Genomic DNA, 12138 nt, shown 5'->3' on the forward strand with positions numbered 1-12138 from the left:
ATGATGTCACAAAGATCAGGCACTTACAAGGTTCTTCTGCCATAGAATGTTAATAATCATTCAAGCCAATCCATAGATGGATTGCATATGAATTTTTATTATTTTTCAATATGTCGATGATTATTAATTTATATGCAATTTATAATCATCAATAAATCACCCAACCCCGCCCCGCCTCTGGCCCGGCATCCTGGCGGCTGCGCGGGCGTTCCCCTTCCGCCGGCACATGGCACCCGGCTCTTGACCTCGGCCTGACAGCGCCAGCCGGCACCCCTAACGTAGTTGGCCGCAGTTCGGCACTGCACCGCCGAATTGCGGGCACACGCCGCGCTGCAACTCGCGATGAAACACGTCGGGCAGCACAAGCGGCTTCAGACACGCTGCAGGCTCCATCGACCGTCCTGGACATGCTCGCTGCTTGGGTGCTGGCGTCCGTTGGTCATCCCAAAGGTTAAATTTTGTAAAAAATAGATTTTTTGTATATTATTATTTGCTAGTAATTACCCTAATTTCTATTCTTACAACTCACTTTGTTACACTCCATCACTGGTTTATTTTGTAGCAAATTGTTTTAATGTTAAGAATAGATTTTCGTTTTCGCCGAGCCCTTTCCATTGCCAGCCTTGCCGGATTGAGTGCCTGTAGCGTCCAGGCCAGTCAGTTGACGCTGTATCTCTCCCAACCGTCTCTCAATGCGGCCCGGAATGCCGCCGTTCCCGATGGCGCCCTGCCGTGGTCTTCGACCTACGGGAAGGACTACACGATAGAGACTTTCAACAGCGAGGCCCTTGGGGCCAAGACCTCTGGCGCCTGGGCCATCGGTACCTATGCCGTTGCAACAGGTGGGAACACCAATGTCTCGCCTGCCAACCAATATGGGGGCGCGGGCACCAATACCGCCCTGGGCCGGGGTGGCTCCCATTTCCTCAACGCGGGCAATGCCGGCAGCCCTGCGGGCGTCACCATCACCCTGACAAACCCGGCGCGGTATGTCGGTTTCTGGTGGTCGGCTGGCTCCAATGGCAACAATGTGGAATTGCTGGACGAGCATGACAACGTGCTCACGAGCATGACCACCAACGATCTGATGCGTTTCCTGAACGATCCGGCCAACACGACGATGAAGGCGCTGAACGGAAAGACGACCTATACACGGACCCAATACAACGGAAACCCGTTCTTCGGCACCCCGGCCAATGCGGGAGAGCCCTATGTCTACCTGAACTATGTGCTGAACGACACGACCGGGTTCGGCACCACCGTCATCCGGAAAATCCGGTTCTGGGGATCGGGCTTTGAGCTCGACAACGTGGCTGTGCGCGAAGAGGCATTGCCCGGGCTGCCAGCCGAGACGGAGTTGCCCGATTCATGGGTGCCGACGGAGATCACCAAGGATTTTGTAGACCCTCCCGTCACGGCCAACGACGCAGGGGCAACGCGCATCAATACCGCTTCGGGGCCGCTCGATCTGACTGCCAATGACCCTTTTGTACCGGCAGGCAGCTCCGTCACGCCCGAGCCCTCTTCCGCCAACGGCGGCACGGTTGTGCCGCATCCGGATTACCCGGGCCAGTTTCTCTACACGCCGGCCCCGGGCTTCCATGGCGTTGACACGTTCCGCTACCAGGTCTGCCTGCCGTCGCCCAACCAGAGCAAGTGTGCAACTTCGACGGTCACGATGACGGTCACCGCTCCGGATCTGGTGGTGGATTTGACTGACATCAAGCCAAACGCCACCGTGGGGGTCCCTTATGAAGGCTCTTTCACCTGCACGAACCAGGGCACTGCCGACGCATTGACAGGCACGCGTTGCACGACGGGCCCCCTGCCCGGCGGGCTGGCCGTTGGCGTCTGCACGATGAGCCCTGCCGGTGCGGTATGGCATGCAGGCGATGCCATCCCCCAGGATGCAGTGGTTACCTGCGCGGTCACCGGCACGCCAACCAATGACAAGGGTGTGACGACCACCATTGGCACCACGGATGCTGATGGGGATTCCAACCCGGGCAACAACAGCGCATCCAAACAGATTACCGTCGAGGGAACGCCCGATCTGGTGATCGATCTGGAAGGCCTGCCGCCTACAGGCATCATTGACCGGCCTTACCAGGGCAGCTATACCTGCAGGAACCAGGGCAGTGCCGATATCGCAGGGGCAGAGTGCACCGCCACCGGCCTTCCACCCGGGGTGAGCCAGGGGCCGCAGGCCTGTACCATGGAGTCCCCATCCAGCCGAGGTGCCGTCAGTTGGTCGTCGCCCGCGGACATTCCCGAAGGGGCCGTGGTGACCTGCCTTGTGGAAGGAACACCCACACAACGGGGCCCTTCGACCACCAATGGCACGGCTGGCAACAGCACGGCCACCAAGGACATCACGATCAGCGCGACGCCCGTGCCAACTGCCGTGCCCTCGCTGACCGGATGGATCACGCTTGTGCTCTCCGCCATGATGGCTGCGCTCGGCCTGCGCAGCATCCGCAGACGCCAGCGCTGATCAAAAAGCCACCCTCGGGTGGCTTTTTCATGGTGCGGTGGCCGATTCCTGCTTGCCGCGCCTCAACTGAGTTCAACGGAGGGGAGCCGCACCCGGGAGCCGCGATGCGCTTTCACCAGGGGCCACCCCCTGTTAAAGCGCACCACCATGGGCCTTGGCCTTCTGGCGATACATGTCCCTGTCGGCGTGCTTGAGCAGGGTCTGCGCGTCGGCGCCGTCGGCGGGGTAGATGGCCTGGCCGATGGAAGCGCCCAAGTGAACCGATTCGTGCGCAGGCACGCCTTTGAGGCTGGTGAATGCCGTGCTCAGCACTTCCATGATCTTGTCGCGCACCATGCGGGCCTGCTCCTGGGTTTCCACGCCTTGCAGCACCACGACGAATTCGTCGCCCCCCAGGCGTGCCAGCATGTCGTTGCCCCGCAGAATGCCGCGAATGCGCTGTACCACTTCGATGAGCGCGAGGTCGCCGTTTTCATGGCCCCAGCGGTCATTGAGCGGCTTGAACTTGTCCAGATCCATGAACAGGACTGCAAATGGCACCGGCAGGGCTCCATTGGCCGGTTTTCTGGTGAGCGTGTCCAGAATATGCGTGAGCGCACTGCGGTTGGAGGCGCCTGTCAGCGGATCGGTGAACAGCCGGTGGCGCATGTGGTGCACATTGCTGGCCAACTCTCCGATCTCGTCATTGCGGGCTACCCCGATGGGTGCATCGATCTCGCCCTGCCCCACGCGGCGCACCGCATGCGTGAGCGATCGCATGTCATGGGCGAGGCCCCCGAAGATGCGCAGCCCCAGGCCCAGGGCAGTCCCCAAGGCCAGCAGGCCCAGCGCAACCACCAGGATGACATGGGAGCGGATGCCAGCGAGCATTTCCTGGTGCGGCACGGCCACCACGGCGAGCCAGTTCAGTCCGGCATCATCGGTGATCCGGCGGTAGGCCACTTCGATCGCCTTTCCATCCGTATCGAAAATCAGCGAAGTCTCCGCCACTTCGATCGATCCTTCAAACCGGGAACGCAGCTTTTCGTAAGCCACTTCGATCAAATGATCACCTGACGCACCGGCATTCACACGGCTGGGCCGCGCACCGGCTGTATAGCGGATGTTCTCCAGCCCGGTGGCGGCAATCAGATCCCCATTGGGCTCCATGATGAAGGCGCTGGCCCCCTTGGCCAGCGGCATGGCATCGACAAACCGGCGCAGATTGTTCAGAAACACGTCGGTGGCCACCACGCCGATGACCGCACCGTCCTCGGCATGAACGCCGCGTGCCCGCGTCATCACCAGATCACGGGCGTTGAAGTCGATATACACCGGCGTCCACACATGGCCTTTCGCCGCCCGGGCCAGGGTGTACCAGGGGCGTGTGCGCGGGTCGAACAGCTGCTTCTCGGTGGATTGCAGAACCGGAGCCGCCTTGATTCCCGGCACCATGTAGATGTTGCGGAAATCCTCGGCGCGCAGCTTCAGCCGCAGTTCGGCCACCGCCTCGCTCTTGCGCAGCAGGCCAATGCCCTGCCCGCTCTGGTTGCCGTAGTACACGTAGTCGCCGTCGTTGCCCGTCAATGAGGTTGCGGCCCACAGGCGGGTGCGCAGCGCGGGCATCTCGTCCTGCAGCCTGCCGGAGGCGTACATGCCCTCGGGAAACGAGGCCTCAATGATGGAGCGCGAACTGAAGATATGCCGGTCGACCGCCTGGCTGATGCGCTCTGCCATCTCCACCATCAACTGCTGCGACAGTGTCGAGACGGTCTTGCTGCCCGTCCAGTACCACAGCACGCCAAGCACACCCGTCAGCAGCGCAATCAGCATCACGAAAGGCAGTATCAGGGAGATCGTCAGCGATGAGGCTTTACGGGTGGGCATGGCAGATCAGGCAAGGCATTGTTTGCATTACATAGGCATCCGGGCATCCCGCGCATTGCGGCATGCCAAAGCATCGCAGGATAAATTGATAGGAATAACATATGGAACTGCAGTACTTTGATTTAGCAAAGCTTTGCTTGAATTCATCGCATACCCATGCAAAAAGCCCGCTGATCCTGCACGGATCCACGGGCTTTTTTGCTATTCAATCAGGAGTAATCGGCTGGCCTCAATGCACGCCAGCGCCGGATTTGCCTCCAGTCAGGCCTTGCGGGGCAAGGCTGCGGCTTCGCGCGCCAGCAGTGTGATGCGCTCCCAGTCGCCACGCTCGAGCGTGTCGGTCGGCACCAGCCAGGAGCCGCCCACGCAGACCACGTTCTTCAGCGCCAGAAACTCGGTCGCATTGGCCTGCGTGATGCCTCCGGTGGGGCAGAAGCGCACCTCGCCGAACGGGCCCTGCCAGGCCTTGAGCATGTTGATGCCACCGGCCTGCATGGCGGGGAAGAATTTCAGTTCGTTGAAGCCATCTTCCTGCGCCTGCATGATTTCGCTGCTGGTGGCCACACCGGGCAGCAGCGGCAGCTTGAGATCGCGGCAAGCCTGGCCCACGGCGTGCGTGTAACCGGGGCTCACGGCAAAGCGCGCACCCGCCGCTGCGGCGGCCTTGGCGTCGGCGCTGCTGCGCACGGTGCCAGCGCCCACGATGGCTTCTGGCACCGCCTTGGCAATGGCCTCGATGCTGGGCAGGCCCTGCGGTGTGCGCAAGGTCACCTCCAGCACGCGGATGCCGCCGCCCACCAGGGCCTTGGCCATCGATACGGCATGGTCCACATCGTGCAGCACGATCACCGGAATGACCGGTGCGTTCTGCATGATCGATAAAGCTGTCAGTTGCTCAGCCATGTGCAAGCCCCTTCTTCTGCGCTCGTCGCGTTGCGCCGGAATCCGGCAAACAGTTCACGGCCCAGCCCGCGCCCATTGGCGCGCAGCTGTTCGGCCGATATTGTGGCGTTCTCGCGGGCATTCCACACGTCTGCCGCCACTTCGGCCTGCATGATACCGGTTTCAGTGTTCAGCAGCACCACATCACCATCCTGAATCTTGGCCAGCGGCCCACCGGCCAGCGCCTCGGGCGATACATGGATCGCTGCGGGTACCTTGCCGGATGCGCCGCTCATGCGCCCGTCCGTCACCAGCGCCACCATGTAGCCTTTGCCCTGCAGCACGGCCAGCGGCGGCGTGAGCTTGTGCAGCTCGGGCATGCCGTTGGCCTGCGGGCCCTGCCAGCGCACCACGCAGACCACGCCATTGTGGCCATTGGTCTGGCAGATGCGCTCCAGCTCACCCGATTTGAAGGCGGCCTGCAAGGCGTCCTGCGAATCGAACACCTTGGCAGGCGCACGCAGCACATGGCGGTCCTGCGGCACGGCGCTGACCTTGATCACGCTGCGGCCCAGGTTGCCGGTGAGCAGTTTGAGGCCCCCAGTCGGGCTGAACGGTGCATCCACGGGACGCAGCACGTCGGTGTTGCCCGACACGCCCGCGTCCTTCCACACCAGCTGGCCCGACTCCACATGCGGAATGCGGGCAAAGGCCGCCAGCCCCTCGTCGCGCACGGTCAGTACATCGCCATGCATCAGGCCGGCTGCCAGCAGCTGGCCGATCACATAGCCGGGGCCGCCTGCGGCCTGGAACTGGTTCACATCGGCCGCGCCATTGGGGTACACGCGCGCCAGCAGCGGCACCACCGACGACAATTGCTCAAAATCGTTCCAGTCGATGACGATGCCCGCTGCACGCGCCACCGCCACCCAGTGGATGAGGTGGTTGGTGGAGCCGCCCGTTGCCAACAGCGCCACCATGGCGTTGACGATGCAGCGCTCATCCACCACGCGGCCGATGGGCGCAAAACGCTTGCCGTGGGTGATGCCCAGCACGGTGCGCATGGCTTCGCGCGTCAGCAGTTCGCGCTCGCCGTCCTCCGGGTTGACGAAGGCGGTACCGGGCACATGCAGGCCCATGGCTTCGAGCAGCATCTGGTTGCTGTTGGCAGTGCCGTAGAAGGTGCAGGTGCCCGCGTCGTGGTAGGCGGCCATTTCGGCCTCCAGCAATTTTTCACGGCCCACCAGGCCCTGGGCTGCGAGTTCTCGCACCTTGGCCTTGTCGCCGTTGGACAGGCCCGATTTCATCGGTCCCGCAGGCACGAACACCATCGGCAGGTGCCCAAAGTGCAGCGCGCCGATGAGCAGGCCGGGCACGATCTTGTCGCACACGCCCAGCATCAGCGCGGCATCAAAGGTGTCGTGCGTCAGCGCCACGGCGGTACCCATGGCAATGGTGTCGCGGCTGAAGAGCGACAGCTCCATGCCCGGCATGCCTTGCGTCACGCCGTCGCACATGGCTGGCACGCCGCCCGCCACCTGGGCGGTGGCTCCGTGGCGGCGCGCTTCGTCTTTCAGAATGTCGGGGTAGCCGGCAAACGGTGCGTGGGCCGACAGCACATCGTTGTACGCCGTGACGATGCCGACATTGGGCCCCTTTTCCTCGACGATGCGGATCTTGTCCTTGCCCGGCAGACCTGCCACTGCGTGCGCCACGTTGGCGCAGCCCATGGAGCGCATCTGCGGGGGGCGCTGAGCCATCGCATCCACCTGGGCCAGATAGTCGCCGCGCGTGGCTGCGCTCTTGCTGCGAATGCGGTCGGTGACCTCTTGGAGAATCGGGTGGAGTGGCGTCATGGGGATTTCCTTTGTAGGGGCGTGTCCGCGGTCTCCTTACGGGCTCTGGGTGGCCTGTACCTTGCGCACAGACCGCCAGCACACCCTCCGCGTTCAAGGCGCAGTCTGCGCTGCGCTTGGTTTTGTCTATTTTTATAGCATACGCGCCTTACACAATGTGCGCAGGCGCATATTTTTGCTATTTATTTTGCATCGCGCGCCTGCTTGACGGCGCCTTGCACGGCATCCCAGGTGCCCTGCCCCACGGTCTTGGCAATACCTGCATTGACCGACGTCAATTTGTCACGCATGCGGTTGGCCTCTGCGGCGGGCAACTCGTTCACCTGCATGCCCTTGGTCTTGATGTCTGCCAGGGCTTTGGCGGCTTCGTCGCGGGTGTCCTTGCGCTCGAAATCACGGCTCTTGATGGCAGCGTCCTGCAGCACCTTCTTCTCGGCGGCGCTCAGGCCGTCCCACCATTTCTTGCTCACCGTCAGGATCCAGGGGCTGTAGACGTGGTTGGAAACGGTCAGGTACTTCTGCACTTCGTAGAACTTGCTTGACAGCACGGTGTTGTACGGATTTTCCTGGCCGTCCACCGCCTTGGTTTCCAGCGCGGTGAAGAGTTCGGAGAATGGCAGCGGCACGGCGTTGGCGCCCAGGGCCTTGAAGCTGTCGAGGAACACGTTGTTCTGCATTACACGCAGCTTCACATCCTGCAGGTCTTCCAGCTTGGCGATTGGCCGCTTGTTGTTGGTCAGGTTGCGAAAGCCGTTTTCCCAGTACACGAGGCCGACCATGCCCTTGGGCTCCAGCGTCGCCTTGACCTTTTCACCCACCGGGCCGTCCAGCACGGCGTCCGCTTCCTTCACGTTGCTGAAGAGAAACGGCGTGTCCCACACCGCCATCTCGGGCGCGAGACCCACCAGGGTGGCGGTCGAGCCCACCATCATCTCCTGCGCACCGCCAATCAGCGCCTGCTGCATCTGCGTGTCTGACCCCAGCGATGCATTGCCGATGGCGCGCACCTTCATCTTGCCGCCCGATGCCTTCTCGACCTCCTGCGCAAAGAAGCGCGCCGCGCGCCCCTGGTTGGAATCCTCCACCAGGCCATAGCCAAAGCGCACGATGCGAGGCTTGAAATCCTGGGCGAGCGCCTGCGTGGCCGCGCCCGCAGCCATCAGGCCCGCGAGGGCACCCACCATGGCCAGCTTGGAAAATTGGATACGCATACCTGTCTCCTTCTTGTTGGGCACGCAGCCCGGGTTTGAACCAAGATTGAAATAAAACGGGGCTTCAGTGCCCTACATTCGGGCGCCACCAGCTATCAAATAAATAGTAAAAAAGCCGTTGTCAATGCATCCACTTGAGCGGCACGGTCACGATCTGCGGAAACACCACCAGGAGGGCCGCCAGGAATACATAGGCCAGCAGGAACGGCGTGGTGCCCTTGATGACCACCTCCATGCGCAGCCTGCCCACGCCTGCGACCACGTTCTGCACCGTGCCCACGGGCGGTGTGATGAGGCCGATGCAGCCCACATAGATGAACATGAAGCCGAAGTACACCGGATCGATACCGGCCTTGGCAGCCAGCGGCGCGCACACGGGGCCGAAGATCAGGATCGTTGGCGTCAGATCCATGGCCGTTCCCACCACCAGCAGGAAAATCATCATCACCGCCATGAACAGCATCGGCTGCCCCAGCAGGCCCGAGAAGCTGTCGGCCAACATGTTGGGCAAATCGGCCAGCGTGATCATGTAGGCCGTGACGGTGGCTGCGCCGCACAGGAACATCACCACCGCCGTCGTCTTGGCAGCGGCCAGAAACACCTCATACAGCTTGCACCAGCTCATCTCGCGGTACACCACCATCGAGACGAACAGCGCGTACACGGCAGCCACCACGGCCGCCTCGGTCGGGGTGAAAACGCCCCCTTTGAGCCCGCCCAGAATGATGACGGGCATCATCATGGCCCAGAAGCTCTTGGCCAGTGCCTTCATGCGTGCGCCCCATTCCACCCGCTCGCCGGAGCGCAGGTCATACTTGGCAGCAATCTTCCACCAGGCGCCCACCAGGAACACGCCCATGATGAGGCCCGGCACCACGCCCGAGAGGAACAGCTTGCTGATCGAGGTGTTGGTGGTCACCCCATAGATCACGAAAGGCATGGATGGCGGGATGATGGGCGCAATGATGCCGCCCGAGGCCAGTAGGCCCGAGCTGTAGCTGTCGGGGTACTTCTGGTCGCGCATCATCGGCAGCAAAATGGTGGCAAGCGCCGCAGTATCGGCAATGGCCGAGCCGCTCATCGAGGCCAGCAGCACTGCCGCGCCAATGGCCACATAGCCCAGCCCGCCACGGATGTGGCCGACAAAGGCCTGCGCCAGCGCAATGATGCGGCGCGACAGGCCGCCGGCATTCATCAATTCACCCGCAAGAATGAAGAACGGAACCGCCAGCAGCGGGAAATTGTCAAACCCGGCCTGCAGGTTCTGCGCGAGCAACTGGGTATCGAAGAAATCCAGGTGCCACATCAGCGCCACGCCGGTCAGCACCAGAGCGTGTGCAATCGGCATGCCGATCACCATGCCGCCAATCAGCACCGAGAGAAAAATCAGGGTCACGACCATGGCTGCGCTCCTTATTCCACCACGGCGTCAGCCGACTGCGCCGGGCCGCCGCGCAGCGCATCGCGCGCCACAACCACCAGCATGCCCACGGACAGCACCAGGGTTGCCGCCGCGCCCAGGGCGAGCGGGTAGCCCAGCACGGTGCTGTAGCTGCTCCAGCCTGCCACCACCTGCTCCCACGATCCCCACAGCAGCATCAGCATGCAAGCGGCGATGAGGAACTGCGACACCCAGAACAGGGCCTTGCGCGTGCCGGGGCCGACGCGCGAAGTCACCAGATCGAAACCCAGGTGCGCGCCTTCAAATGCCGCAACAATCGCGCCGATGGCTACCAGCCAGACAAACAGCAGGCGCGATACCTCTTCGTACGACACGATGCTGGTATGAAAGAGATAGCGCAGAACGACGTTGACGAACACGGCGATCACCATGCCCGCCAACGCCAGCACCATCAGGGCTTCTGCCATCCGCTGGATGCGCGGCTTGGGCTTTTTCGCTTCCTGGTCAGGGGTTGTCATCGTCAGTCTCCTGTGATTGATTCTTAGGTGGGTTCACTGCTTTCACGGCTGGGCCAACGGCATGGCGTTGACCCATTGCTGCGTGGCCCGGGCGATTTCTGCCAGCGGCTCGGTCGCCTTCAAGGTCAGCACATCGGGCTCGGCACGCGGGTCCTGCAAGGTGGCGAACTGGTTGGCCACCAACTCTGGCGAGAAAAAATGCCCGCCCCGCGTCTGTACACGAGCCAGGGCCGTTTCGTAATCCAGATCCAGAAACACAAAGCCCAAGCCAGGCTGGGCGGAACGCAGCTGGTCGCGGTACTTGCGCTTGAGGGCCGAGCAGGTCAGCACCACGCCGTGCTGCGCATCGGCAGCGGCCAGCAGGGCCGCCAGCCGCCCCAGCCAGCCTTCGCGGTCGGCATCGGTCAGCGCAATGCCTGCGGCCATCTTGGCAACGCTCTCGGGAGCATGGTAGGTATCGCCCTCCACCAGTTGCCAGCCCAGTTGCTGCGCAATGGCCTCCCCCGCACTGGATTTGCCGCAGCCTGACACACCCATGACAACCAGGGCAATGGGGTGAAAGGGAGCAGGAATGGTGTTCTCGGTCATCCGGATAGCGCTATCCAAAGCAGTCAAAAATAAATGCAATGCCTTGATATCATGGAAAAATCGGCACTTCTGCAAGTACACGAAAATTCGCCTCAAGCCAATGCAAACCCTGTATCGAAAAGATTGGGATAGCGCTATCATATCCGCATAACAACGCGCCAGACCTAGGAGAATCCCTTGCCCGCCAAGCCGGCCCCAGCGGCCTCTCAGCCCCTATCTGCCACCGACAAAGAAGCCCGGCGCTCCCGTGCCAGCGGCCGCATCACCTTGAGCGATGTTGCTGCCGAAGCCGGCGTGAGCCCGATCACCGTCTCGCGCGCCCTGCGTGGCGAGCGGCGCGTGGATGCGGCGCTGGTCGACAAGGTGCGCGCTGTGGCCGAGCGCATGGGCTATGTGCCAGACCCGGCGGCGCGCGCCCTCGCCTCGCAAAAGAGCACGCAGGTGCTGGTGCTGATTCCGCTGCTGTCCAACACCTTGTTTGTCGATCTGCTGGAAGCCGCGCACAAGGTGCTGTTTGCCGCAGGCCACCATATGCTGATCGGCGTGACCCATTACGACAGTGCCGAAGAAGAGCAACTGCTGCGCGCCTACCTACCCATGCGCCCTGCGGGCCTGCTGCTGACAGGCTTTGACCGCAGCCCGGGCGCGGGGCAGCTGCTGGCTGCCAGTGCCATTGCGCGCGTGCATGTGATGGAGTTGCACGATCCGGCTCCACATGGCATCGGCACCAACCCAGAAGTCGCAGCCGCTCTCGGTCCCGTCTACAGCGTCGGCTTCTCGCAGACCGATGCGGGCGCCGCCATCACCCGGCACCTGCTGGAGAGAGGCTACCGGCGGATCGCGTTCTGCGGCGCGCAGCTCGATGCCCGCGTGCTCCAGCGCCTGGCGGGTTACCGCCTCGCGCTGCAAGCTGCGGGCCTCTACGATCCGTCGCTGGAAATCCTGAACCCCGAACGCTCCTCCCTCGCCCTGGGCTCCCAGCTTTTCGAGCAGGTGGTTCGCACCCAGCCTGCGGTGGATGCCATCTTTTTCTGCAACGACGACATTGCCCAAGGCGCCCTGCTCGCCGCTACCCGTCTGGGGCTGCAGGTGCCAGGGCAGATTGCCATTGCCGGCTTCAACGACCTGCCCGGCAGCGACCAGATGGTGCCGCCTCTCACCACCATCCGCACACCCCGCAGTACCGTGGGCGAACAGGCCGCCACCATGCTGCTGCAACTGATGCGCGGGCAGTCCGTGCCCCAACCCCGGCTGGATCTGGGCTACACCCTGGTGCAGAGGCAAAGCAGCTAGCGCACTGGCTTGCAGCCGCTGTGGCAGC

9 protein-coding genes are annotated in these 12138 nt (G+C 62.6%); 2 read left to right on the plus strand and 7 right to left on the minus strand.

Annotated elements, in window-relative coordinates; genetic code table 11:
- Positions 1-631: 631 nt before the first annotated feature.
- Positions 632-2494, plus strand: a complete 1863-nt coding sequence (locus tag ACH2DG_RS07830; protein ID WP_395025273.1) for an Ig-like domain-containing protein — start codon at positions 632-634, stop codon at positions 2492-2494.
- 132 nt (positions 2495-2626) lie between these two features.
- Here the strand turns inward: ACH2DG_RS07830 and ACH2DG_RS07835 are convergent, their stop codons facing one another.
- The 7 genes from ACH2DG_RS07835 to ACH2DG_RS07865 all read right to left on the minus strand — a co-directional run bounded on the left by ACH2DG_RS07835 (position 2627) and on the right by ACH2DG_RS07865 (position 10817).
- Positions 2627-4360, minus strand: a complete 1734-nt coding sequence (locus ACH2DG_RS07835; protein ID WP_395025274.1) for a diguanylate cyclase domain-containing protein — start codon at positions 4358-4360, stop codon at positions 2627-2629.
- Positions 4361-4621: 261 nt separating this feature from the next.
- Positions 4622-5263, minus strand: a complete 642-nt coding sequence (gene eda, locus ACH2DG_RS07840) for a bifunctional 4-hydroxy-2-oxoglutarate aldolase/2-dehydro-3-deoxy-phosphogluconate aldolase (RefSeq protein WP_224152355.1) — start codon at positions 5261-5263, stop codon at positions 4622-4624.
- Entirely contained in the window at positions 5248-7098 is a 1851-nt protein-coding gene (edd, locus tag ACH2DG_RS07845) for a phosphogluconate dehydratase (RefSeq protein ID WP_395025275.1), read from the minus strand. Before edd ends, eda begins: the two co-directional genes overlap by 16 nt.
- Positions 7099-7280: 182 nt before the next feature.
- Positions 7281-8309, minus strand: a complete 1029-nt coding sequence (locus ACH2DG_RS07850) for a TRAP transporter substrate-binding protein (protein WP_395025277.1) — start codon at positions 8307-8309, stop codon at positions 7281-7283.
- Positions 8310-8430: 121 nt separating this feature from the next.
- Positions 8431-9711 (minus strand): TRAP transporter large permease, encoded by a 1281-nt coding sequence (locus ACH2DG_RS07855; protein WP_395025279.1) that lies wholly within the window; start codon positions 9709-9711, stop codon positions 8431-8433.
- An 11-nt stretch (positions 9712-9722) separates the two neighbouring features.
- Positions 9723-10229 (minus strand): TRAP transporter small permease, encoded by a 507-nt coding sequence (locus ACH2DG_RS07860; protein WP_395025280.1) that lies wholly within the window; start codon positions 10227-10229, stop codon positions 9723-9725.
- A 42-nt stretch (positions 10230-10271) separates the two neighbouring features.
- Positions 10272-10817: a gluconokinase gene (locus tag ACH2DG_RS07865; RefSeq protein ID WP_395025281.1), complete on the minus strand. Its 546-nt coding sequence runs from the start codon at positions 10815-10817 to the stop codon at positions 10272-10274.
- Between the two features lie 177 nt (positions 10818-10994).
- Here ACH2DG_RS07865 and ACH2DG_RS07870 point away from each other — a divergent pair, with 177 nt between their 5' ends.
- Positions 10995-12110, plus strand: coding sequence for a LacI family DNA-binding transcriptional regulator (locus ACH2DG_RS07870; protein WP_395025283.1), 1116 nt, complete (start codon positions 10995-10997; stop codon positions 12108-12110).
- Positions 12111-12138: the final 28 nt, after the last annotated feature.

Source organism: Comamonas odontotermitis (assembly GCF_040396735.1).
GTDB lineage: Bacteria > Pseudomonadota > Gammaproteobacteria > Burkholderiales > Burkholderiaceae_C > Comamonas > Comamonas odontotermitis_C.

Bases quoted from the DNA above. Each gene is read 5' to 3' on its own strand.
- ACH2DG_RS07835 (WP_395025274.1), bottom strand. From the start codon at position 4,360: ATGCCCACCCGTAAAGCCTCATCGCTGACGATCTCCCTGATACTGCCT.
- eda (WP_224152355.1), bottom strand. From the start codon at position 5,263: ATGGCTGAGCAACTGACAGCTTTATCGATCATGCAGAACGCACCGGTC.
- ACH2DG_RS07850 (WP_395025277.1), bottom strand. From the start codon at position 8,309: ATGCGTATCCAATTTTCCAAGCTGGCCATGGTGGGTGCCCTCGCGGGC.
- edd (WP_395025275.1), bottom strand. From the start codon at position 7,098: ATGACGCCACTCCACCCGATTCTCCAAGAGGTCACCGACCGCATTCGC.
- ACH2DG_RS07855 (WP_395025279.1), bottom strand. From the start codon at position 9,711: ATGGTCGTGACCCTGATTTTTCTCTCGGTGCTGATTGGCGGCATGGTG.
- ACH2DG_RS07860 (WP_395025280.1), bottom strand. From the start codon at position 10,229: ATGACAACCCCTGACCAGGAAGCGAAAAAGCCCAAGCCGCGCATCCAG.
- ACH2DG_RS07865 (WP_395025281.1), bottom strand. From the start codon at position 10,817: ATGACCGAGAACACCATTCCTGCTCCCTTTCACCCCATTGCCCTGGTT.